Raw genomic sequence first — 22,462 nt, forward strand, 5'->3', positions numbered from 1 at the left:
CCACTCTAGGCGGCGCGCTCCCGTCCGCGGGTAGGCTGGTGCGGTGGCAAACGGATACAACGGTTATGCAGGCGGGGGCAACGCAGGCGACGGCAGCAGGGCGGGTGCGGACGGGAGCGGCCGTGGGCGGCAGGACCGGGATTGGGCCGACCAGGCGATCCGCAGGATTACGGCGGAAAACAACCGCTCCGCCGACACCCATCTCTATTCCATTCCGCTGCCGGAGCACTGGGGCGTCCAGCTTTACCTGAAGGACGAGTCCACGCACCGGTCAGGGAGCCTGAAGCACCGGCTGGCACGTTCCCTCTTCCTCTTCGGCCTGGTCAACGGCTGGATCCGTCCCGGTACCACCATCGTCGAGGCCTCCAGCGGCAGCACCGCCGTCTCCGAGGCCTACTTCGCCCAACTGCTGGGGCTGCCGTTCGTCGCGGTCATGGCGCGCAGCACCAGCCCCGAAAAGATCGCCCTGATCGAACAGTTCGGCGGTTCCTGCCTCCTGGTGGACCACGCCTCCGATGTGTATTCGGCGGCGGAAGAGGTGGCCGCCACCTCCAACGGGCACTACATGGACCAGTTCACGTATGCCGAACGGGCCACTGACTGGCGTGGCAACAACAACATCGCCGAATCCATCTTCGGCCAGCTCAGCCAGGAAGAGCATCCGGTGCCGGACTGGATCGTGGTGGGAGCCGGAACCGGCGGCACCAGCGCCACCATCGGCCGCTACCTCCGGTACCACAGCCACCCCACGCAGCTGCTTGTGGTGGATCCCGAGAATTCAGCTTTCTACCCGGGCTGGCTTGGCGGGAGGACCGGCGCCACTGGCCCCGCCACGGGGCTGCCGTCCCGCATCGAAGGGATCGGGCGGCCGCGCATGGAACCGAGTTTCGTGCCGTCCGTGATCGACCGGATGGTCCAGGTCCCTGACGCAGCGTCGGTGGCTGCCATGCGGCACCTCCGTTCCCTCGCCGGGCTCCATGCCGGCCCGTCGACGGGAACCAACCTCTGGGGCGTCTGGCAGCTGATCGCGGAGATGCTGGCGGACGGCCGCCACGGCAGCGTCGTCTCGCTGATGTGCGACGGCGGCGAACGCTACGCGGGCAGCTACCACAACGCCCAGTGGCTGGCCTCCCAAGGCCTTGAACCCGCGCCGTGGGAAGCGGTCATCGCGGAGTTCTTCGAGACCGGCCGGTGGACGGGAGCCTAGATTTCCACGGACTCCCCTGCAGCCAGGTGGACATAGTCGGTCCCATACTTGGCACCGATCCGCTTGACGTGGGCCTCTACGATCTTCAGGCCGTTATCGTTGAGCAGTCCGTCATGGATCTGGAAGGCTTTCGGCGCGCGCACGCCCACCACGAAGTCCACCACCTCACCGGCCTTGCTCCAGGGCGCATGCAACGGGACCAGGAGGGTCTTCACACTGATGCCGTCGGGGATGATGAACGAGTCGCCCGGGTGGTACAGGTTTTCATCCAGCAGGTAGCCGATGTTCGCCACCACCGGAATCTGCGGGTGGATCAGTGCATGCTGGCCGCCGAAGCTCCGGATATCGAATCCTGCTGCCTGGAATGAGGAGCCCGGTTCCACGGCGTGGATGCGGTCCTGCGCGTCCCCGGCTTCGGAGCGCATCTGCGCCGCGACGCCTGCGGGGGCATACAGCGATAGATCCTTGTTGTTGCGAAGGGCACCTGCCACTGCGTCGACGTCGATATGGTCAGCATGTTCGTGGGTCACCAGCACCGATTCCACACCGGCCAGCGCCTCCCCGGTTTCGGAGAAGTTGCCGGGGTCGATCACCAGGACCCGGTTGTCCTTCTCGAGGCGGACACAGGCATGGGTGTATTTCGTCAGCTTCATATCGCCAGCCTAGGGCGGCCCCCGGAAAGGTGTCCACGGAGCTCCGGCTGGTAATCTTGATAGTTGCCACCAACACCACGGAAGCGAGTTCATCCATGCCGCTCGGCGCCAAGGCTGATTCCACCCCGCCTGCCCCGCCTGCGGGTGCCGGCAAGGAACAGCGCGTCACCAAGCAGCGCCGTGCCGTCAGCGCTGCACTGGACGAACTGGACGACTTCGTCAGCACCCAGGAGCTGTACAGGATCCTGCAGAACCAGGGCGTCTCGGTATCCCTGGCAACCGCCTACCGAATCCTCCAGTCGCTCGCGGACGAGGGATTGGTGGACGTGCTGCGCAACGGCGAAGGCGAAGCCGTCTACCGGCGCTGCGCCGTCACGGAGCACCACCACCACCTGTTGTGCCGCAACTGCGGCAGGGCCGTGGAGGTGGAGGCGCCCGCCGTCGAAACCTGGGCTGCCCGCACCGCTGCCGAGCACGGTTTCACCGAGGTGGCGCACACCGTGGAAATCTTTGGCCTCTGCCCGGACTGCACCGCGCTCAAGGCCGCCGGCCGGCTCTAAGCCCGGAGGCTTTCCGGCCGAATCCTGTCAGCGCGGTTGCAGGACCCGCCCGTTGATGCCCCTGCGCTGCCGGACCGATCCGATGACGCGGCACACCACATAGATCAGGAACGACAACGTGGTCACGTAGGGGCTGATGGGAATCCGTCCGCCGAGGGCCAGCAGGATTCCGCCCACCGTCGCCGTCACAGCGAAGGCCACGCTCAGCGCCACCACGGCCACAGGGGAGGATGTCACCCGAAGCGCGGCTGCAGCAGGCGTAATCAGCAGGGCCAGCACCAGCAGGGCGCCCACCACCTGGATGGACAACGCCACACTGACGCCCAGTAGGACCATGAAGACAATGGCCAGGGTCCGCACCGGAACACCCCGTGCTTCGGCAAGCTCGGGATCCACGCTGGCGAAGTTCAGCGGCCGCCACATGGCAACGAGCGCGAGCATGACCACCACGGCGGTTCCTGCCAGCGCCTGGAGCTGGACCGTGTCGACGGACACGATCTGGCCGGTCAGCAGGCCGAACTTGTTGGCGGCGCGGCCCTCATAAAGGGACAGGAAGAGGATTCCCAGGCCGAGCCCGAAAGGCATGATGACGCCGATGATCGAGTTCTTGTCCCGCGCCCTGACGCCCATCAGCCCCAGCAGGAGTGCCGCGGCGACGGAGCCGACGAGGGAACCAAAGACAATATCGGCGCCGATGAGCAGGGCGAACGCCGCACCGGCGAATGACAGCTCGGAGATGCCGTGCACCGCGAAGGCGAGGTCCCGCTTCATGACGAAGGTTCCCACCAGGCCGCCCAGGAGGCCCAGGATGGCTCCGGCCCAGATGGAGTTCTGCACCAGGACCAGCAGCTCACCGTAGTTGTCGAAGTTGAAGATGGCTCCGAGGATGCTGTCAGCGTCCATCAGGCAACCTCCCCCGCCAGCTCATGCGTTTCGGCATGGTGGTGGGTGGTGGCGTCAGGGAGTCCAACCACCACCAACCGGCCATTTGCCCGGATGACCTCAACATGGCTTCCGTACAGGTCGGACAGCACTTCGGTGGTCATGACGTCTTCCGGTGTTCCCACCCTGAACCGGCCGCCAGCCAGGTACAGCACCCTGTCTACGTAGTCGATGATCGGATTGATTTCGTGGGTTACGAACACCACGGCGCTGTTGCGTTCGCGGCACTGGTTGTTGATCAGCGCGCTGACTGCCTGCTGGTGGTGCAGGTCGAGTGAGAGGAGCGGCTCGTCGCACAGGAGCACCTGGGGGTCCGAGGCAAGGGCCTGGGCCACCCGCAGCCGTTGCTGCTCGCCGCCCGACAGCTGGCCCACAGGCACCTTCGCGTAGTCGGCTGCGCCCACCAGGTCCAGGAGTCCGTCGATCCGGCGGCTGGTCTTCGCCGACGGGAGCCGCAGCCCCCAGCGGTGGCCGTCCACGCCCAGTCCCACCAGGTCGCGGGCGCGCATGGGGGTGTCGGGAGCAAAGGATTTTTGTTGCGGGACGTAGCCAATCAGCCTGCTGCCACGCTCCACGGGCTTGCCGCCGATATCGACGTTGCCGCGGTGGAGGTTTTGGAGGCCGAGCAGGACTTTCAGGAAACTCGTTTTACCGCTTCCGTTGGGTCCGAGGACCGCAAAGAACTCGCCGGGGTTGATGTCCAGGTCGAGGTCCTCCCAGAGCGTCCGCTCGCCGAACTTCAGGGACGCTCCGGTAAGGCTGACGACTGGTTCCACCTATTTGCTCTCCAGGATCGTGCTGATGTTGTCCACATTGTCCGTCATCCACTGCAGGTACGTCTTGCCTTCGGGGAGGGTTTCGTTAAAGTCCACCACCGGGACGCCTGCGGCCTCCGCCGCCTTCTTCAGGGCCTCGGTCTGGGGCCCTTCGGTCTGTTCGTTGTAGGCGAGCATCCGAACGGACTTGCCGGACATCAGGTCTGTGGCCGCCCTGAGGACGGCGGGCGGCACGTCCGTGCCTTCCTCGATCGCTGCGGTGTAGTCCGCGGGGGTCGCGTTGACCAGGCCTGCGTCTTCCAGGAGATAGAGCGGCACGGGTTCCGTGACAGCCACCCGGGCTCCGCCGCCTGACGCCTTCAGCGTGTCCAGCTTTCCGTGCAATTCCTCCAGCGACGACTTGAAGGAGGCAGCGTTGGCCTTGAACTCCTGCGCGGATTCCGGCGCCCGGGCCGACAGTTTGGCTTCCAGCTCGTCGGCGAGATGTTCCATGGCATGGAGGCTGTACCAGACGTGTTCGTTGAAATCGCCATGGTCATGCCCGTGGTCTCCTGCCGAGGCATCGGCACTGGCGGAGGGCTCAGCCTCCTCGCCGGAATGCTCCAGGCCGGAGAGTTCTACGGCGTCAAGCACGTTTCCGGCGTCGAGCTTGCTGCCGTCCACCAGGGTATTCATGAAGTCGTCGTACCCGCCGCCGTTGGTGATCACCAGGTCGGCCTTGGACACCGCCAGCCGGTCCTGGGCGGTTGCCTCGTAGGAGTGCGGGTCCTGGCTGGTCTTGGTGATGATCGAAGTTACGCTGACCTTGTCGCCACCCACTGACGACGCGATGTCGCCGTAGACGTTGGTGGAGGCAACCACATTGATTCCAGTGCCACCGGACTGCGCCCCCGGCGAAGCGTTGTCCGGCTGGGCGCTGCATCCGGAGAGCAGCAAGCCAAGGCCGGCAAGGGCGGCCAGGGGCGGACGGACGGCGGAGCGGTGCACGGAAAACCTCGGTTCACTGGGGAGGGGAACAACAGGTGCCCAGCTTATACCTAAATAGGAATCATTCCTATTTAGGTATGGGTAAGCCCGGCCCTCTGGACCCCCCAGGGACCGGGCTCACCGGCACTGCAGCGCCTATCCCCCGTTGGGTTGCCCCAGCCGGCGGATGCCGGTGGCCTGGGTGGCATCCCGGATCTCACCAACCAGCTGTTCAATCACGTCCTCAAGGAACAGGATGCCCTGGGTGTTGCCGTCCTTACCGATGACGCGGGCAAGGTGCGAGCCTGTCCGCTGCATGACGGACATGGCCTTTTCGATTTCATCGCCGAGGGCCAGGTTGGCCAGGGAACGGACCCGGCTTTCTGCGATCGGCAGCTCGTAGGCCGCCGCAGGGATGGACAGCACATCCTTGACGTGCAGGTAGCCGTACAAAAGATCGTCCTCGTCCAGCATGGGGAACCGTGAAAAGCCCGTGCGGCTGACGGCCTTCTCAAACTCCACCGGGGTGGTGGCAGCCTTGAGCATGACCAGGCTGTCCAGCGGCACCATGATGTCCCCCGCCGTGTATTCGGAGAACTCCAGGGCTCCGGTGATCAGGCCGGCGTCGTCGTCCACCAGTCCGTGCCGGGTGGATTCCTGCACGATGGACTGGACCTCCTCGAGCGTGAAGGACGAGTTGACCTCATCCTTGGGCTCGATCCGCAACAGCTTGAGGATGTGGTTCGCCGACCAGTTCAGCACCGAGATGACGGGGTGAACCAGCCGTGCCACGAAGACCAGCGGCGGGGCAAGGAACATTGCCGCCTTGTCAGCGACCGAGACCGAAATGTTCTTGGGCACCATCTCGCCAAAGGTGACGTGCAGGAAGGTCACGAACATCAGGGCAACAGCGAACGCGGCGATATCGGCCACCTCCACGGGCAGGCCCACCAGCTCCAGCGGCGCGGCGAGGAGGTGGTGGATCGCGGGCTCGGCCACCAGCAGGATCAGCAGCGAGCACACCGTGATGCCAAGCTGGGCGCAGGCCAGCATCAGCGACACGTTCTCCATCGCCTTCAGGGTGGTTTGGGCCCGCTTTGACCCGGACTCCGCCAATGGTTCAATCTGGCTGCGCCGGGCGGACATGATGGCGAACTCGGCCGCCACGAAGAACGCGTTGCCGAGCAGCAGGAACGCCAGCCAGACGATGCCGGCCCAGTCGCTCATGATGCGCTCCCGTCGTTGTTGCTGTCCGGTTCAGGGGCAGCCGGCCGGAAGCAGATACGGTCGATGCGGCGCCCGTCCATCCGGGTGACGCTCAGCGTTCCGCCATCGACGGCCACCGTGTCCCCCACCGCTGCGATCCGGCCGAGTTTGCTCATCACGTAACCACCCACGGTTTCGTAGGCCGATTCGTCCGGGACCGTCAGGCCCGGGATCTGCTCGGACAACTCGTCCGGGCGCAGGAGTCCCGGGAAATACCAGTCCCCGGAAGCGCTCTGCAGCAGCCCCGGCCGCACCTTGTCGTGCTCGTCGGCTACCTCGCCCACAATTTCCTCGACCAGGTCCTCAAGCGTGGCAATGCCTGCGGTGCCACCGTATTCGTCGAGGACCACAGCCAGCTGGAGGTTGCCCTCGCGGAGTTCCGCCAGCAGGGCGTCAAGGTGGATGGTTTCGGGAACCCGGAGGACTTCGGTCATGATGGCGCCGGCCTCAAGCTTGTGCCGCCTGTCCCAAGGCACGGCCACGGCCTTCTTGACATGAACCAGGCCCTTGATGTCGTCCGCGGAATCGCCAATCACGGGGAACCGTGAATAACCAGTGCGGCGCGCCGCGTCAACGATGTCGGAGACCGGCTGGTCGGCATCGACCATCTCCACCCGGATGCGCGGCGTCATGACGTCGGCCGCGGTCCTGGAGGAGAAGTTCAAGGTGCGGGACACGAAGTTGGCCGTACCGGCGTCGAGCGTTCCCATCGCCGCCGAGCGGCGCACCAGTGACGCCAGCTCGGACGGGGTGCGGGCGCCGGAAATCTCTTCCTTGGCTTCCATCCCGAAGATGTGGAGCACCCGGTTGGAAAAGCCGTTGAGGACCACGATGGCCGGCCTGAAGACCGCGGTGAAGATCAGTTGCGGCCGGGCCAGGGCCTTGCCGACGGGGAAGGACAACGCGATGGCCATGTTCTTGGGAACGAGTTCGCCCAGGAGCATCGACAGCAGCGTGGCCAGCACCATGGCGAGGACCAGCGAAATTGAGGCCGCAGCAACCTGGGGCAGGCCAAGGGCAGTGAGCGGGCCCTCCAGGAGGCGGCCCACCGACGGTTCCATGACGTAGCCGGTGAGCAGCGTGGTGAGGGTAATGCCCAGCTGGCAGCTTGAGAGCTGGGTCGACAACGATTTGAGGCAGGCCAGCAGTGGCACGGCACCGGTGTCACCGGCGTCGACGGCGCGCTGGACCGTCGGCTGGTCAAGGGCGATCAGGGAGAATTCGACGGCGACGAAGAAGCCCGTGCCGGCGATCAGCAGCAGTCCTGCCGCCAGGAGTAGCCATTCCATTCAGCACCCCGCCGGCCCGGACAGGGGTCCGGGAATCACGGGGCTGGAATATCGGTCCGGCGGAGGGTGGTCGGCGGATGCCCTGTCCCCGGGGAATTCGACCGGGGAGGCCGACAGCAGATGATGGGCGCGTGTTCGGGGTTTGCCGGCTCTGCGGGTGGGCTGTGCGGCGCTGTGGTTCATGCTCCGCTGACAGCCCCCAGGCCGGCACCTAGATTTACTGTCCATAAGGATTTCAGTCTACAGGAGCACCTGTCCCCGGCCCGTTCCCCCGGCACCGGCAGCGGACTCCGGATCCCCATACCCGGGGACACCATCCGGGGTCTCTTCCAGCCGCCATAATCAACGGCCAGAACGTCACTTCATGATTTGGGTCACCCTTATTGGCAGATACCACATCGGGGTTACTAGACTTGCAAAGGTCTGGGTTCAGAGGACTCAGGGAAACCGGTCCGTCAGAGTGCTGTAGCACCGTATGGCCGGCAGAGAAATCAAACTCATGGAAGAGGCGTATTTCAAGTGCCAGAGCAGCCAAGCCACCGTCTACCAGAGGAATTTGGCGGGAACGAGTGGCTCGTTGATGAACTGTACGAGCAGTATCAGCAGGACAAGAACGCTGTGGATGCCAAGTGGTGGCCGCTGTTTGAATCGTTCGACTCAGGCAGCAGTTCTTCTTCCAACGGACACTCGGCGAATGCCGCAGCGAACCCTCCCACAACCAAGATGCCTATTGTGAACGCGGCACCTGCAGCACCGGCACCGTCGCCGGCCGCCGCACCGCCTGCGCCCGCAGCAGCACCGGCCGCAGCACCCGCGGCCGCGGCACCTGCGAAAAAGGCTCCCGCCACGGAAGCTCGCGACGGCGGCCGGAAGCCCGCCGCCGGAGCCCAGCCCATCCCGGCCCAGCTGCCCAAGAACGTCAAGGCACCCACCGCTCCGGAAGAGGACGTCGTCTCCGTCCTCCGCGGACCGGCCAAGGCCATCGCCACCAACATGGTCACCAGCCTTGAGGTTCCCACCGCCACCAGCGTGCGCGCCATCCCGGCGAAGCTGCTGATTGATAACCGCGTGGTCATCAACTCGAACCTCGCCCGGGCCCGCGGCGGCAAAGTCTCCTTCACGCACCTCATCGGCTACGCCGTGATCCGCGCCCTGTCCCAGTTCCCGTCCATGAACGTGTACTACGACGAGGTGGACGGCAAGCCCGTCGCAGTCCAGCCGGCGCACGTCAACTTCGGCATCGCCATCGACATGCCCAAACCTGACGGCACCCGCCTGCTGATGGTCCCGAACATCAAGAAGGCCGAAACCCTCAACTTCGCCGAGTTCTGGCACACGTACGAGGACCTGATCAAGCGCGCCCGCAACGGCAAGCTCACGGCCGACGACCACCAGGGCACCACCGTGTCCCTGACGAACCCCGGCGGCATCGGCACCGTGCACTCGGTTCCGCGACTCTCCAAGGGCCAGGCCGCCATCATCGGCGTCGGCGCCCTCGACTACCCCGCCGAGTTCCAGGGTGCCAGCGAAAAGATCATCGCCCAGAACGCCATCAGCAAGGTCCTCACCCTGACCTCGACGTACGACCACCGCGTCATCCAGGGCGCCGGCAGCGGCGAGTTCCTCAAGCTGGTCCACCAGCTGCTGCTGGGTGCGCAGAACTTCTACGACGAGATCTTCGAAGCACTGCGCATCCCCTACGAGCCCGTACGGTGGAGCCCCGACCTCCAGGTCGACCCGGCCGACGAGATCAACAAGGTTGCCCGGATCCAGCAGCTGATCCACTCCTTCCGCGTGCGCGGCCACCTGATGGCGGACACCGATCCGCTGGAGTACGTACAGCGCAAGCACCCCGACCTTGACGTCCTGACCTATGGCCTGACCCTCTGGGACCTGGACCGCGAGTGGCCCACGGGCGGTTTCGGCGGAAAGCCGATGCTGAAGTTCCGCGACATCCTGGGTGTCCTCCGCGACGCCTACTGCCGCACCACCGGCATCGAGTACATGCACATCCAGGAGCCGGAAGAACGCAAGTGGTTCCAGGACCAGCTCGAGCACCCTTACTCGAAGCCCAGCCGTGAAGAGCAGCTCCGGATCGTCTCCCGGCTCAACGCCGCGGAAGCATTCGAAACCTTCCTGCAGACCAAGTTCGTCGGGCAGAAGCGCTTCTCCCTCGAAGGCGGCGAATCACTGATTCCGCTGCTCGACGCCGTCATCTCGGAAGCGGCCGACGACGGCCTCGACGAGGTTGCCATCGGCATGGCCCACCGCGGCCGCCTCAACGTCCTGACCAACATCGCCGGCAAGACCTACGCCCAGGTGTTCCGCGAATTTGAAGGTACTCAGGATCCCCGCTCCGTCCAGGGCTCGGGCGACGTCAAGTACCACCTCGGCACAGAAGGTACCTTCACGTCGGAGAACGGCAACGAGACCAAGGTCTACCTGGCCGCAAACCCGTCCCACCTCGAAGCCGTGGACTCCGTCCTCGAAGGCATCGTGCGCGCCAAGCAGGACCGCCTGGACCAGGGCGAGGCCTTCCCCGTCCTGCCCATCATGGTCCACGGCGACGCCGCGTTCGCCGGCCAGGGCGTTGTTGCCGAGACGCTGAACCTGTCGCAGCTCCGCGGGTACCGCACCGGCGGCACCATCCACGTGGTGGTCAACAACCAGGTCGGGTTCACCACCGCGCCGTCGTCATCGCGTTCGTCCACCTACTCCACGGACGTCGCCAAGATGATCCAGGCACCGGTGTTCCACGTCAATGGCGACGACCCCGAGGCAGTGGTCCGCATCGGCCAGCTTGCCTACGAGTTCCGCCAGCGCTTCCACAAGGACGTTGTCATCGACATGGTGTGCTACCGCCGCCGCGGGCACAACGAAGGCGACGACCCTTCGATGACCCAGCCGATGATGTACAACCTGATCGAAGCCAAGCGTTCGGTCCGCAAGCTGTACACCGAGGCCCTCATCGGCCGCGGCGACATCACCGAGGAAGAAGCAGAGCAGCTGCTCCGCGACTACCAGGAACGGCTGGAGCGCGTCTTCGCCGAGACGCACGCAGCGCAGACGTCCCCGATCCCGATCGTCACCGCCGACTCCGCGGCCGTCTCGGACATCGAGCGGCCCATCGCCCAGCAGTCCGATTTCGGTACGAACGCCCCGGCCAGCACCGCGATCTCTGCCGACACCCTGGCCCGCATCGGCAAGGCGCACGTCGAGATCCCTGAAGGCTTCACGGTGCACGCCAAGCTGAAGCAGCTGCTGGAGAAGCGCGAGCAGATGTCCCGCGAAGGCGGCATCGACTGGGGCTTCGGCGAAATCGCCGCGTTCGGCTCCCTGATCATGGAAGGCGTCCCCGTCCGGCTCGCCGGCCAGGACTCCCGCCGCGGTACCTTCGTGCAGCGCCACGCCGTGTTCCACGACCGCGCCAACGGCAACGAATGGCTGCCGCTGGGCAACCTGTCAGATGACCAGGCCAAGCTGTGGATCTATGACTCGCTGCTCTCCGAATACGCGGCCATGGGCTTCGAATACGGCTACTCGGTGGAGCGTCCGGATGCACTGGTCCTTTGGGAAGCGCAGTTCGGCGACTTCGTCAACGGCGCGCAGACCATCATCGACGAGTTCATCTCATCCGCTGAGCAGAAGTGGGGCCAGCGCTCCTCGCTGGTCCTGATGCTGCCGCACGGCTACGAGGGCCAGGGGCCGGACCACTCGTCCGCCCGCATCGAGCGCTTCCTCCAGATGTGCGCCGAAGAGAACATGATCGTGGCCAACCCCACCACCGCGGCATCGCACTTCCACCTGCTGCGCCGCCAGGCGTACAGCCGGCCGCGGAAGCCGCTGATCATCTTCACTCCCAAGCAGCTCCTGCGCCTGAAGGCCGCCGCGTCCTCCGTCGAGGACTTCACCACCGGTACCTTCCGCCCGGTGATCGCCGAGCACGAGCACCTGGATGCGAACGCCGTCGAACGGGTCCTCCTGGTCTCTGGCCGCCTGTACTACGATCTTCTGTCAACCCGCCAGAAGACCGGCGACAAGACCACCGCCATTGTCCGCGTTGAGCAGCTGTACCCGCTGCCGAGCGCTGACATTGCGGCCGAGCTTGCCAAGTACCCGAACGCCGAGGTTATCTGGGCCCAGGACGAGCCCGCCAACCAGGGACCGTGGCCTTTCATTGGCCTGAACCTGCCGGACGCACTTGACCGCAGGGTCCGCCTGGTGTCCCGGCCCGCATCGGCCTCGACGGCGGCCGGTTCCATGAAGCGGCACGCTGCTGAGCAGGATCTGCTCCTGAAGCAGGCATTTGCACGGAAGTAGGCAGCGCGCTGCCCGGCCGGAGTCGAAATACCAGACTCCGGCCGGGCAGTTCTGTTTAATGGATGGACAGCGCCCTTTGTGTGCCGGTTGCAGCTCCAGGCGGCAACCGGCGCACACCGGCCGGTCAGTACGAACGTAAAGAGGATCGTGTGGAAGACAGGAAGCTGCGCATTGCAGCTGTAGGAGACGAACTGCTGGCCGGACTGGGAGACCCCCGCGCGCTGGGTTGGCTGGGGCGTGTCCTTGCCCGGACACCACAGGACGGCATGCTGCTGGAAAGCTATGCCCTGCCCTGCCCCCAGGAAGGCACCGAGGGGCTGGCCGCCCGTTGGCTGGGCGAGGCCGGACGGCGCTTCAGCGACCAGGCGGAGAACCGGCTGGTCATCGGGCTGTCGGGCCGCGACGTTGAGTTCGGCCTGTCCACGGCACGAAGCCGCCTCAACCTCGCCAACATCCTCGACTCCGCATCGCAGAACCGGATCGAGGTTTTCGTCGTGGGCCCGCCGCCCACCCTGGACCCGGCCCAGAACCGCCGCCTCGACGAGCTGAACACTGCCTTCGCAGATGTCACCACCCGCCGGAAGCACCTCTACGTGGACACCTTCTCCCCCTTGCTCAACCATGAGCAATGGCGCCAGGACCTCGCCGCCAACGGAGGAACTCCCGGGCAGGCCGGCTATGGCCTCATGGCCTGGCTGGTCCTGCACCGCGGCTGGTTCCAGTGGCTGCGCATCAACGCCCCGGAGTAGCCCGGTTTCGCGATATATCTTGACCCGCCTGCGCCTCCGGCGTACGGTGGATGCAACCGCGATATATCGTCTTTGGAGGGGCAATGCCTGAGCAGAGCTGGACAGTCACCAGTCCGCAAACCATCGATATCGACGCCGTGACGTCGCTGAAGCTCGGCATGGTCAGCGGCAGGTTCGATGTTGTGACCCATGGAGAGCCGGTAACCCGCATCGAGATCTCCCAGGTCGAGGGAGATCCCGTCGCTGTCTCGGTGGTGGACGGCAGGCTTGAGATTCGCCACCAGCTGCACGGCCCCCAAGGCTGGTTCAAGAACCTGATGGGCACCGTCAGCCATCACAGCGACAATTCCGCGATCATCAGCATCGCAGTCCCGGAGAATGTCGAAGTTGAGGCAGGCACTGTCAGCGGCGACGGGCTGGTGTCCGGGATCTCCGGACACACCAGGCTGAACACCGTCTCGGGATCAGTCATGGCGGACGGCACAGCCGGCGAGTTGCACGTCAATACCGTCAGCGGGGATGTAACCGCCCGGAGCCACTCCGGCGTGTTGACCGCCAAGAGTGTTTCCGGCGAGGTCACCGTTTCCGGCACCCTCAGCCACGTCCGGGCCAATACGGTCAGTGGGGACCTCAGCTTCGACCTGCACGGCTTTACGGAGGACTTCGGTTCCAACTCGGTGTCCGGGGACCTGACAATCCGGCTGCCGCACGACGTCGGCGTGGACATCGTGGCCAAATCGGCCAGCGGCGCGGTAGTCATCAACGACCACCGCTATGCCCAGGTGGGCGGGAAGGTGGAAACCATCGCCGGGCCGGACCGCCAACTGATGCTGGTCCGGACAAATTCGATCTCCGGCACCACGTCGATCTTCCACGGGGCGGAGCGCGGTAACGCGGAAGCAGGGCTCTGATGCCCCCGGTATTCGCGCATGGCGCCCTCCGCCTGTATCTCCTTGCGCTCCTGGAGTCGGGGCCGAAACACGGCTACGAGCTCATCAAGGCCCTAAAGGACAGGTTTGGCGGCACCTACTCCCCCAGCGCGGGCACCATCTACCCTCGCCTCGGCAAGCTTGAGGAGGAAGGGCTGGTATCCACTGAAACCGCCGGCAGGAGGACCAATTACCGCATCACCGAGTCCGGCCTGGCGGAGCTGAACAGCCGCCGCGACGAACTGGCCGGGGTGGAGAACGAGATCTCGGCCTCCGTACGCCGGCTGGCGGACAGCCTTCGGGAAGACATCCGAAGCAACATGCGCGGCCTCCGCGCGGACCTCGCAGCCACGGCAGAGGCAGCCCGCGCCACCGCAACCGCTGCTGAGTTCAGGGGCAGGAGCGGACGGACGCCGGCCGAGGGAAACCGGGCACTGAAGGAAGCGGAAATGATGCTGCAGGCATTCCGCGACGACCTCCGGCGGGAGCTGCGGCTGAAGGCGGGCAAGGAGCCGCTGAGCCCGGTGGCATTGGAGACGGTCCGCACTGTCCTGGAACAAGCCAGGATCGCCGTCCTGAACTCCCTGGCGCGCTAGCAGCTGCCACAGCCGCCGGGTCCAGCTGCAGGTCATGCGGCGGTGCCGGTTCGCGGCGGGTCTGATCATGTGGGAGACTGGAGGGCAGCTCTTTTGAGTACCGAAAGTAAGGAGGCCAGCTATGAGCAAGCGTGCACGCAAGCGTCGTGACCGTAAGCGTGGCGGCGCGAACCACGGGAAGCGCCCCAACACCTAGGCAACAGCCAGGTACCACGGTTCAAGTGAAAGACCCCGGACGCCAATCGGCTTCCGGGGTCTTTCACTGTTTAAAACCTGTTACTGCTCCCGCACCCAACGTATCCCGTTGGGTGCGGGCTGCCGTCGCGGCGCGTGCTCAGCGCACCGCTGCGTCCTGGTCTAGGCGTCCACGGGCCTGATGGCGTGGATGCGGTCCAGGATGGCGTTCTTGAGGTTGTCCGGGGCCGCTTCGGTGCAGGAGCGCTTCACCATGTTCCGGATGACGCACTCGAGGTCATACTGCTCCGTGCATTCCGGGCACTCGTCGAGGTGGTTCTTGATCTCCGTGATGTCCTCACGGGTCAGCGCACCATCGAGGTACTCATAGATGCGTTGCATCCGGGCGTCGTCGCAATCGCCCAATCCCTGGCAGTCGCTCATTTCCTGCTCTCCTGTTGTTTGGTGTTGGCCGCGGCCTGCGATTCCACGCCCGTCTTGAATCCGCGCTCTGCGGCGTACTCCGCGAGCATGTCCCGCAACATCTTCCGGCCGCGGTGCAGCCGGGACATCACCGTTCCGATGGGGGTGTTCATGATGTCGGAAATTTCCTTGTACGCGAACCCCTCCACATCCGCGAAGTACACGGCAAGCCGGAACTCCTCGGGAATGGCCTGAAGGGCGCGTTTGACGTCAGAGTCCGGAAGGTGGTCCAACGCCTCTGCCTCGGCGGAACGGAGTCCGCTTGAGGTATGCGATTCGGCCCGCGCCAATTGCCAGTCCTCGATGGTGTCCGAGTTGGACTGAAGGGGTTCGCGCTGCCGCTTGCGGTACAGATTGATGTAGGTGTTCGTCAGAATCCGGTACAGCCAGGCTTTCAGGTTTGTTCCCGGCTTGTACTGGTGGAAGGCCGAAAACGCTTTGGTGTAAGCCTCCTGCACCAGGTCCTCGGCGTCGGACGGGTTCCGGGCCATCCGCATTGCGGCAGAGTAGAGCTGATCGACGTACTGCATGGCGTCACGCTCAAACCGGAGCCTGCGTTCCTCCACCGATTCGGTGGAAACGTCCAGGCCGTTGCCGCCCGAATCGCCGGTGGGTACGTCCCGGGTTTCCCCGCCGTCTGACGGCACTGCAACGTTTCCGCCCTTAGCTTCAGCGCCGGACGCTTCATACATGGCCGAAACGGCCGGATCCAAGGTACTCATTGCCTTCAAGTCTACTGTCAGGCTCCTCGGCCCGGCGCTGCCATACTCCGGCAACGCGTCCGATACCAGGTCCAGTGCCACCGGCCCTGGAGCACCAACTCCGTCCAACACCCTCGCCAAGGCCCAACTCCGCTCTCTGTCCGGTGTCCCGTTCTGCTGCTTGCTTTCGGGTCCAGCCCCCTGCGCGGACCCAAGAGCCATAACCGCCGGCCTTGGGCAAATATTCCCTAAAAGTGCAAGACTAGAACGGACTTATGCCGCTGCCGATGCGGTTCGTCCAGCCAGGAGGAAATCCATGTCCTTTGTCCGCACGCTCGCCCGCCCCATGCTGGCTTCCAGCTTCGTCATTGCAGGATTGGACAAGCTCAAGAACGCCGACGACACTGCCCAGCAGTTGTCACCCCTGCTCCGCAAGGCGGCGGCGTCCCTGCCCTTCCAAACGGACGAGAAGACGCTCGCCCGGGTCATCGGAGGAACCCAGGTAGGCGCGGGAGTGCTCTTCGGACTGGGCAAGTTCTCCCGGCTTTCCGCCACCGTCCTGACGGTGGTCTCGCTGCTTAACACGTTCGTTGAATGGCGCAGCGCGGACATCAGCAGCAAGGAAGGCCGCGAAGCGCGCCGGGGCCAGCTGCTCAAGAACCTGTCGCTCAGCGGCGGCGCACTGCTGGCTTCCGTTGACACCGCAGGCAGGCCCGGACTGGCGTGGCGCGCGGAACACCTGGCTGCCGACGCCCGCAAGGGTGCCGCCCACCTCGCCGCGGATGCGCGCAAGACCACGAACAAGAAGCTGACCAAGGCCGACAAGGCCGTGCGCCGCGCCGTGGAGCAGGCTACGGGGGCCTAAAGGACATGATCGCTGCAGCCGCTGCCCGGAATGACTCCGGAACGACTGTCCCCCACTGGCCGGCACCCTACGCAGACCGTCCCGTAGACGCCACCGTCACGGTGCCCGGCTCAAAGTCCCTGACCAACAGGTACCTGGTCCTGGCAGCCCTGGCTGACGGGCCATCGCGGTTGCGGGCGCCCCTGCATTCCAGGGACTCCGTCCTGATGATCGAGGCGCTGCGCCAGTTGGGCGCCACGATCACCGAGGTTCCCGGCGACGGCGCGTTCGGCCCCGACCTTGAGGTGGTTCCGATGCGGCACCGGGAACCTGAGGGGCAGGGGAACGCAGCGGGCACCGCGGTGCGCATCGACTGCGGCCTTGCCGGCACCGTCATGCGCTTCGTTCCACCACTCGCGGCGCTGCGCAGCGGTGCCAGCACGTTCGACGGCGACCCGCACGCGCGGAAGCGCCCCATGGGGACTATCATCGAGGCCCTTAAAGCCCTCGGCGTGAATGTCTCGGCCGAAGATGGCAGCACCCCCGCGTCGCTGCCGTTTGTCGTCGAAGGAACCGGAGCAGTCCGCGGCGGGCACCTGGTTATCGACGCCAGTGCGTCCTCGCAGTTCGTCTCCGCGCTCCTGCTGGTCGGTGCACGGTTCACCGAAGGCCTGCACCTGGAGCACGTGGGCAAGCCTGTGCCCAGCCTCGACCACATCAACATGACGGTGGCTGTACTCCGCGGCGCCGGTGTGCAGGTGGACGATTCCGTTCCCAACCACTGGGTTGTTGCTCCGGGGCCCATCCGTGCCTTTGACCAGCAGATCGAGCAGGACCTTTCCAATGCAGGTCCGTTCCTGGCCGCCGCCCTCGCATCCGCTGGAACCGTCAGGATCCCGGGCTGGCCGGAGCAGACGCAGCAGGTAGGCGACCTGTGGCGCAGCATCCTGGCCCGCATGGGCGCAGAAGTGACACTGCTGGACGGGGTGTTGACGGTCCGGGGCGGGTCCGAAATCAAGGGGGCGGATTTCGCCGACACCAGCGAACTGGCACCCACAGTGGCCGCGCTCTGTGCCCTGGCCACCGGCCCCTCCCGCCTGAGCGGCATCGCCCATCTCCGGGGGCATGAAACGGACAGGCTCGCCGCACTGGTCACCGAGATCAACCGCCTGGGCGGCGACGCGGAGGAAACCAGTGACGGCCTGGTCATCCGCCCGGCGAAGCTGCATGCCGGCGTCGTCCACAGCTATGCCGACCACCGCATGGCCACAGCCGGGGCAATCCTCGGCCTCGCGGTCGAGGGTGTCCAGGTGGAGGACATCGCGACGACGGCCAAAACCATGCCGGACTTCCCGCGGCTGTGGACGGGCATGCTCGAACAACGGGGAACGGCCTCACTGGGCTCCGAAGCTGGAGCGGGAGGTTCCGCCGGTGCCGCGGAGGACTGACTCCTGGGACGAATCCGACGTCCGGATCCGGCCCAACAAGAAGGGCACCCGGCCGCGCACGAAGGACCGCCCCAGCCACGACGACGCCGTAACAGGCCGCATCATTACGGTCGACCGCGGACGCTACACCGCCGTCGTTGACGAAGACTCCGGCGATGAGCGGACAGTCATTGCCGCGCGGGCGCGGGAGCTGCGCCGGAACCCGGTGGTAGCCGGCGATTTCGTCTCCCTCGTCGGTGACGTGTCCGGGGACCCCAACACCCTGGCGCGGCTCGTCAAAATCCAGGACCGCACCACCCTCCTGCGCCGCAGTGCAGACGACACTGACCCCATTGAACGTGCCGTCGTGGCCAACGCCGACCAGCTGGTGGTGGTGGTGGCAGCAGCAAACCCCGAACCCCGCACAGGATTCATCGACCGCGCCCTCGTGGCAGCGTACGACGCCGGCATTGAGCCGATCCTGCTGGTCACCAAGGCGGACGTGAAGGATCCCGGCGAGTTCCTGGCCAACTACACGCACCTTGATTTCCCGGTCATCATCAGCCGGACCGCCGACCTGGAGGCGTCAGGCATCGACGCCCGCTCCGATGACGGGTTGTCGGCCCGGCTGGACAGTGACGCCGTTGCCGGGCTCAGGGCACACCTGGGCGGCAAGGTCACCGTAATGCTGGGGCACTCCGGCGTCGGTAAATCAACCATGGTGAACGCCCTGACCGGCGCTGAACGGGCCACCGGCGGCGTGAACGCGGTAACGGGACGGGGACGGCACACGTCGTCGTCGGCCCTTGCCCTGCGCCTGGCCGACGCCCCTCCCGGCAGCTGGATCATCGACACCCCAGGCATCCGGTCATTTGGCCTTGCCCATGTGGATCCGGACCGGATCCTGAGGTCGTTCCCGGATCTTTCGCCGGGCACTGATGATTGCGAACGCGGCTGCAAGCACACCGCCACTGCCGTCAACTGCGGGCTCGACGCCTGGGTGGCCGGCGGACACGCAGGACCCACCGGCGAAGCACGCCTGGCTTCGCTCCGCCGGCTCCTGGGCGCGGATCCCAGGATGGAAGCCCAGGAGGCCAAGGAGCTCGGCACCATCAGCTGACAGCGCCAACCGGCACGGCCGACCTCCCGGCAGAACCGGCGCCAGACGGTAGTTTGGAACCATGATCCAACCCGCTTCGACCTATAACGACGACCTGCGGCTGGCCCATGTCCTGGCCGATTCCGTGGATGACCAGACCATGAGCCGCTTCAAGGCGCAGGACCTCCACGTGGAGACCAAGCCAGACCTGACGCCTGTCACCGATGCGGACAAGGCCGCCGAGGAAGCCATCCGCGGCCAGCTCTCACGCTCCCGGCCACGCGACGCCGTGCTGGGTGAAGAGTTCGGCAGCACCGGCCACGGCTCCCGGCGGTGGATCATCGATCCCATCGACGGCACCAAGAACTTCGTCCGCGGTGTTCCCGTCTGGGCCACGCTCATCGCCCTGGTTGATGAGGGCGAGCCGGTAGTGGGCGTCGTCAGCGCACCCGCCCTGGGAAAGCGGTGGTGGGCCGCCAAAGGCATGGGGGCCTACATGGGCCGTTCCCTTGCGTCGGCCACCCGGCTCCGGGTCTCGGACGTTTCTACCCTGTCCGACGCTTCGCTGTCCTATTCCAGCCTGGGTGGCTGGAAGGAACGCGGCAACCTTGACGACTTCCTGGGCCTGACTGAGGACGTCTGGCGCACGCGCGCCTACGGCGATTTCTGGTCCTACTGCATGGTGGCCGAAGGGTCCGTGGACATCGCCTGCGAGCCCGAACTGAACCTCTATGACATGGCCGCCCTCGTGCCCATCGTGGTGGAGGCCGGCGGCCGTTTCACCTCCCTCGAAGGCGAGGACGGCCCATTCGGCGGGAACGCCCTGGCCACCAATTCCATCCTGCACACCGAAGTGCTGCACCGGCTGAACCCCGGCCTGGACGACCTGCTGTAGGCCGGCCTCCTCCCGAACAATCGACCGCGGGCGCCTCCGAAAGGTGGCGCCCGCCGTCGTAATCTTCGAAGAAAGTCCCGTTTCCGGGCCGCACGTAACAAAACCCTTAACAATCCTCCCGGCTTCAGACGGGGCCGCCGGATGTTCTAAGGTTTTATCCAGGTCACGAGTGCCAGCGCTAAACCCCGGTTTGCTGGCCGGCAACCCTCCATTCGCGGTGGGGTGCCCCGGGTGACGACCAGGCCGGTCCGGAGCGGATGCGGCAAGCGCGGATTCCAGCACTGCCGGAGTCCTGTCCTGAAGTGAGGTCTCCATGACTACTGCCGTCGACTCCCCCATTACCGCCATCGCGGCCGAAAACGTCCCTGACGAACGCCTGGCCGCCGCCGGACGTCCGCTTTCAGCGGTTACCGGCGCTGAAATCCTGGCCCCGTTGATCTCAGGTGGCCACGTCCGCTACGCCAACCTCGACTACGGGGCGTCCGCCCCGGCCCTGACCGTGGTGTCGGCCTACCTCAACGAGATCCTGCCGTTCTACGCCAGCGTCCACCGCGGCGCCGGCTACGCTTCGCAGATCAGCACGTCCGTTTACGAGAACGCGCGCAACATCGTCCGCGAGTTCGTCGGCGGACGCCCCGACGATTCCGTCATCTTCACCAGGAACACCACCGATTCCCTTAACCTCCTGGCAGGTTGCCTGCCCACCACGGACGGGCGCCCCGCAGGGGATGTCCTCTACCTGGACATCGAACACCATGCCAACCTGCTGCCGTGGCAGGGTGTCCCCCACCGGAGCATCGTTGCGGCCGACACGATCGCCGGGACCATCGATTCGGTGCGCGCCGAGCTTGAGCAGGGCGGCGTCAGCCTGCTGGCCGTCACCGGCGCCTCCAACGTCACCGGCGAAATCCTTCCCATCCGTGAGCTCGCCGCCCTCGCCCACCGGTACGGTGCCCGCATCGTGGTGGACGCGGCCCAGCTGGCGCCGCACCGCCGCGTCGACATCAGCGCCGACGACGTCGACTACCTTGCCTTCTCCGGGCACAAGCTCTACGCACCCTTTGGCGCCGGCGTCCTGGTGGGCCGCCCGGACTGGCTCGACGCTGGTACCCCGCACCTTGCCGGCGGCGGCGCCGTCAAGGAAGCAAGGCTCGACGGCGTCAGCTGGGCCACTGGCCCGGCCCGCCATGAGGGCGGCTCCCCGAACGTGCTGGGCGCCGCTACCCTGGCGCGGGCAACACAGGTTATCGCGGGCCTGGACCAGGACCGCTGGCACGCCCACGAGTCGGCCATCCGTTCCTACCTGGTGGAAGGCCTGCAGGCGATCGACGGCGTCACGGTGCACCAGATCTTCAAGGACACCGATCCTGACAAAGACACCATCGGGGTAGTGAACTTCTCGGTGGCGGGTTACGACGCCGGCCTGGTAGCCGCGTACCTGTCCGCCGAGCACGGTGTGGGACTCCGTGATGGCCGTTTCTGCGCCCACCCGCTGCTGAAGCGCCTCGGCCTGCCATCGGGATCGCTGCGGGCAAGCTTCGGAGTCGGCTCCCGGCTCGAAGATGCCCAGCGGCTCCTCGCAGGCATTGAAAAGCTCCGCCGGGACGGGCTCGGCTGGGACTACGTAGTGGATGCCGGACGATGGGTGCCGGCCAACGACACCAGGACCTACCCCCACTGGGCACCGAACACCCCGGGAACTGCCGGCGCAGCTCCCTGCCTCGACGACTGACGGCCAGAAGCCCGCACCCGGGTGCATGCGGTAAATTCGGACGGTACCCGCAGGGAATCAGCTGAAGGAGGCCGTACGTGGTTCGGGGTGGGCCCAAACTCGATCACGGGCGGCGCCGTGAGCTCGGCCAGAGCTTCCAGGACGGCGGCAAGCACTATGACAGGGTCCGTCCGGGGTACCCGGCGGAATCCGCGCAGTGGCTGGTGCCCGCGGGCGCCCATGATGCGCTCGACGTCGGTGCCGGGACGGGAAAATTTACCGACCTGCTGCTGGCGCTGGGATTGTCCGTAACCGCCGTCGACCCGTCCGCGGACATGCTCGCGCAACTGTCCGGCCAATACCCGGCCGTTGCAGCCCTGCGCGGCACTGCCGAGGCCACCGGGCTCGAGGACTCAAGTTTCGACGTCGTCAGCGTTGCCCAGGCCTGGCACTGGTGCGACGCCCTCGCGGCCAGCACGGAACTGGCCAGGGTCCTCCGCCCGCAGGGAACGCTGGGACTGGTGTGGAACCAGCTGGACACCTCAGTGCCGTGGGTGCACCGGCTTTCCCGCATCATGCATGCCGGGGACGTCTACAAGCCCGGACAGCGGCCGCTGGTAGGCCCCGAATTCGAGGGCCTCGAAGGTCACGTGACCCGTTGGCAGGATCCTGTCACGCCGGCCGACCTGATGGAACTGACCAAATCCCGGAGCTATTACCTGCGGGCCAATGAACAGACCCGTGCCAAGGTCCTGGCCAACCTCACCTGGTACCTCCACGAACATCTGGGGCACGCCGAGGGTGAAGAACTCAGCCTGCCGTACCTGACGTTGTCCTGGCGCGCCGTCCGCGCGTGACACGCGGATCCCGGCCGC

The 22,462-nt window shown here is 65.9% G+C and carries 21 protein-coding genes and 1 riboswitch; of the genes, 13 read left to right on the forward strand and 8 right to left on the reverse strand.

The features are described from left to right. Positions 1-157 precede the first annotated feature (157 nt). Positions 158-1,207 carry a PLP-dependent cysteine synthase family protein gene (locus BLT71_RS13655; RefSeq protein WP_091724033.1) on the forward strand — a complete coding sequence of 350 codons (1,050 nt, stop codon included), beginning with the start codon at positions 158-160 and terminating at the stop codon, positions 1,205-1,207. Here the strand turns inward: BLT71_RS13655 and BLT71_RS13660 are convergent. Next, complete coding sequence (locus BLT71_RS13660) at positions 1,204-1,860, reverse strand: MBL fold metallo-hydrolase (RefSeq protein WP_091721213.1); 657 nt, start codon at positions 1,858-1,860, stop codon at positions 1,204-1,206. The two genes, BLT71_RS13655 and BLT71_RS13660, sit on opposite strands and share 4 nt — an antisense overlap. 95 nt (positions 1,861-1,955) lie before the next feature. On the opposite strand from BLT71_RS13660, the gene BLT71_RS13665 reads away from it, so the two are divergent. Continuing rightward, positions 1,956-2,420: a Fur family transcriptional regulator gene (locus BLT71_RS13665; RefSeq protein WP_091724035.1), complete on the forward strand. Its 465-nt coding sequence runs from the start codon at positions 1,956-1,958 to the stop codon at positions 2,418-2,420. A 27-nt stretch (positions 2,421-2,447) separates the two neighbouring features. On the opposite strand, the gene BLT71_RS13670 is transcribed toward BLT71_RS13665, so the two are convergent. The 5 genes from BLT71_RS13670 to BLT71_RS13690 form a co-directional block, all read right to left on the reverse strand. Beyond that, the gene (locus BLT71_RS13670) at positions 2,448-3,323 is read right to left on the reverse strand and encodes a metal ABC transporter permease (protein WP_091721216.1); all 876 of its coding nucleotides are present in this window, start codon (positions 3,321-3,323) and stop codon (positions 2,448-2,450) included. Continuing rightward, positions 3,323-4,138: a metal ABC transporter ATP-binding protein gene (locus BLT71_RS13675; protein WP_091721219.1), complete on the reverse strand. Its 816-nt coding sequence runs from the start codon at positions 4,136-4,138 to the stop codon at positions 3,323-3,325. Before BLT71_RS13675 ends, BLT71_RS13670 begins: the two co-directional genes overlap by 1 nt. After that, positions 4,139-5,125 (reverse strand): metal ABC transporter solute-binding protein, Zn/Mn family, encoded by a 987-nt coding sequence (locus tag BLT71_RS13680; protein WP_091721221.1) that lies wholly within the window; start codon positions 5,123-5,125, stop codon positions 4,139-4,141. A 135-nt stretch (positions 5,126-5,260) separates the two neighbouring features. After that, positions 5,261-6,331, reverse strand: a complete 1,071-nt coding sequence (locus BLT71_RS13685; RefSeq protein WP_091721224.1) for a hemolysin family protein — start codon at positions 6,329-6,331, stop codon at positions 5,261-5,263. Beyond that, positions 6,328-7,659, reverse strand: coding sequence for a hemolysin family protein (locus tag BLT71_RS13690; protein ID WP_091721226.1), 1,332 nt, complete (start codon positions 7,657-7,659; stop codon positions 6,328-6,330). Before BLT71_RS13690 ends, BLT71_RS13685 begins: the two co-directional genes overlap by 4 nt. 519 nt (positions 7,660-8,178) lie before the next feature. Between BLT71_RS13690 and BLT71_RS13695 the strand changes: the two genes are divergently transcribed. From BLT71_RS13695 to BLT71_RS21060, 5 genes are all read left to right on the forward strand, one after another. Next, positions 8,179-11,979: a multifunctional oxoglutarate decarboxylase/oxoglutarate dehydrogenase thiamine pyrophosphate-binding subunit/dihydrolipoyllysine-residue succinyltransferase subunit gene (locus BLT71_RS13695; protein WP_091721229.1), complete on the forward strand. Its 3,801-nt coding sequence runs from the start codon at positions 8,179-8,181 to the stop codon at positions 11,977-11,979. A 149-nt stretch (positions 11,980-12,128) separates the two neighbouring features. Next, positions 12,129-12,728, forward strand: a complete 600-nt coding sequence (locus tag BLT71_RS13700; RefSeq protein WP_091721231.1) for a GDSL-type esterase/lipase family protein — start codon at positions 12,129-12,131, stop codon at positions 12,726-12,728. Between the two features lie 83 nt (positions 12,729-12,811). Beyond that, the gene (locus BLT71_RS13705; RefSeq protein ID WP_091721234.1) at positions 12,812-13,639 is read left to right on the forward strand and encodes a DUF4097 family beta strand repeat-containing protein; all 828 of its coding nucleotides are present in this window, start codon (positions 12,812-12,814) and stop codon (positions 13,637-13,639) included. Then, on the forward strand, positions 13,639-14,253 hold the full coding sequence (locus BLT71_RS13710) for a PadR family transcriptional regulator (protein ID WP_091721237.1): 615 nt from the start codon (positions 13,639-13,641) through the stop codon (positions 14,251-14,253). The genes BLT71_RS13705 and BLT71_RS13710 overlap by 1 nt, the downstream gene beginning before the upstream one ends. A gap of 121 nt (positions 14,254-14,374) precedes the next feature. Then, positions 14,375-14,449: a 50S ribosomal protein bL37 gene (locus BLT71_RS21060; RefSeq protein WP_369299106.1), complete on the forward strand. Its 75-nt coding sequence runs from the start codon at positions 14,375-14,377 to the stop codon at positions 14,447-14,449. Between the two features lie 161 nt (positions 14,450-14,610). Here BLT71_RS21060 and rsrA read toward each other — a convergent pair whose 3' ends face one another. Further along, entirely contained in the window at positions 14,611-14,871 is a 261-nt protein-coding gene (rsrA, locus tag BLT71_RS13715; protein ID WP_056085089.1) for a mycothiol system anti-sigma-R factor, read from the reverse strand. After that, a complete protein-coding gene (locus BLT71_RS13720) occupies positions 14,868-15,707 on the reverse strand; it encodes a sigma-70 family RNA polymerase sigma factor (protein WP_390896663.1) in 840 nt (279 codons plus the stop codon). The genes rsrA and BLT71_RS13720 overlap by 4 nt, the downstream gene beginning before the upstream one ends. Positions 15,708-15,927: 220 nt before the next feature. Between BLT71_RS13720 and BLT71_RS13725 the strand changes: the two genes are divergently transcribed. The 6 genes from BLT71_RS13725 to BLT71_RS13750 all read left to right on the forward strand — a co-directional run bounded on the left by BLT71_RS13725 (position 15,928) and on the right by BLT71_RS13750 (position 22,444). Then, positions 15,928-16,476: a DoxX family protein gene (locus BLT71_RS13725; protein WP_015937562.1), complete on the forward strand. Its 549-nt coding sequence runs from the start codon at positions 15,928-15,930 to the stop codon at positions 16,474-16,476. A 5-nt stretch (positions 16,477-16,481) separates the two neighbouring features. Next, positions 16,482-17,903, forward strand: coding sequence for a 3-phosphoshikimate 1-carboxyvinyltransferase (aroA, locus tag BLT71_RS13730; RefSeq protein ID WP_091721242.1), 1,422 nt, complete (start codon positions 16,482-16,484; stop codon positions 17,901-17,903). After that, positions 17,887-19,002 carry a ribosome small subunit-dependent GTPase A gene (gene rsgA, locus BLT71_RS13735; RefSeq protein ID WP_091721245.1) on the forward strand — a complete coding sequence of 372 codons (1,116 nt, stop codon included), beginning with the start codon at positions 17,887-17,889 and terminating at the stop codon, positions 19,000-19,002. Before aroA ends, rsgA begins: the two co-directional genes overlap by 17 nt. 61 nt (positions 19,003-19,063) lie before the next feature. After that, a complete protein-coding gene (gene hisN / locus BLT71_RS13740) occupies positions 19,064-19,876 on the forward strand; it encodes a histidinol-phosphatase (RefSeq protein WP_015937565.1) in 813 nt (270 codons plus the stop codon). A gap of 161 nt (positions 19,877-20,037) precedes the next feature. Then, positions 20,038-20,151, forward strand: a riboswitch (SAM riboswitch). A gap of 38 nt (positions 20,152-20,189) precedes the next feature. Further along, positions 20,190-21,608, forward strand: a complete 1,419-nt coding sequence (locus BLT71_RS13745) for an aminotransferase class V-fold PLP-dependent enzyme (RefSeq protein WP_091721248.1) — start codon at positions 20,190-20,192, stop codon at positions 21,606-21,608. A 77-nt stretch (positions 21,609-21,685) separates the two neighbouring features. Next, a complete protein-coding gene (locus BLT71_RS13750) occupies positions 21,686-22,444 on the forward strand; it encodes a class I SAM-dependent methyltransferase (protein ID WP_091721251.1) in 759 nt (252 codons plus the stop codon). The last annotated feature ends 18 nt before the right edge of the window (positions 22,445-22,462 follow it).

The sequence above is a fragment of the Pseudarthrobacter equi genome (assembly GCF_900105535.1).
Classification (GTDB): Bacteria; Actinomycetota; Actinomycetes; order Actinomycetales; family Micrococcaceae; genus Arthrobacter; species Arthrobacter equi.

Excerpts from the sequence above, each read along its gene's own strand:
- BLT71_RS13660 (WP_091721213.1), bottom strand. The coding sequence starts at position 1,860 with ATGAAGCTGACGAAATACACCCATGCCTGTGTCCGCCTCGAGAAGGAC.
- BLT71_RS13665 (WP_091724035.1), top strand. The coding sequence starts at position 1,956 with ATGCCGCTCGGCGCCAAGGCTGATTCCACCCCGCCTGCCCCGCCTGCG.
- BLT71_RS13670 (WP_091721216.1), bottom strand. The coding sequence starts at position 3,323 with ATGGACGCTGACAGCATCCTCGGAGCCATCTTCAACTTCGACAACTAC.
- BLT71_RS13685 (WP_091721224.1), bottom strand. The coding sequence starts at position 6,331 with ATGAGCGACTGGGCCGGCATCGTCTGGCTGGCGTTCCTGCTGCTCGGC.
- BLT71_RS13690 (WP_091721226.1), bottom strand. The coding sequence starts at position 7,659 with ATGGAATGGCTACTCCTGGCGGCAGGACTGCTGCTGATCGCCGGCACG.
- BLT71_RS13705 (WP_091721234.1), top strand. The coding sequence starts at position 12,812 with ATGCCTGAGCAGAGCTGGACAGTCACCAGTCCGCAAACCATCGATATC.
- BLT71_RS13710 (WP_091721237.1), top strand. The coding sequence starts at position 13,639 with ATGCCCCCGGTATTCGCGCATGGCGCCCTCCGCCTGTATCTCCTTGCG.
- rsrA (WP_056085089.1), bottom strand. The coding sequence starts at position 14,871 with ATGAGCGACTGCCAGGGATTGGGCGATTGCGACGACGCCCGGATGCAA.
- BLT71_RS13725 (WP_015937562.1), top strand. The coding sequence starts at position 15,928 with ATGTCCTTTGTCCGCACGCTCGCCCGCCCCATGCTGGCTTCCAGCTTC.
- aroA (WP_091721242.1), top strand. The coding sequence starts at position 16,482 with ATGATCGCTGCAGCCGCTGCCCGGAATGACTCCGGAACGACTGTCCCC.
- hisN (WP_015937565.1), top strand. The coding sequence starts at position 19,064 with ATGATCCAACCCGCTTCGACCTATAACGACGACCTGCGGCTGGCCCAT.
- BLT71_RS13745 (WP_091721248.1), top strand. The coding sequence starts at position 20,190 with ATGACTACTGCCGTCGACTCCCCCATTACCGCCATCGCGGCCGAAAAC.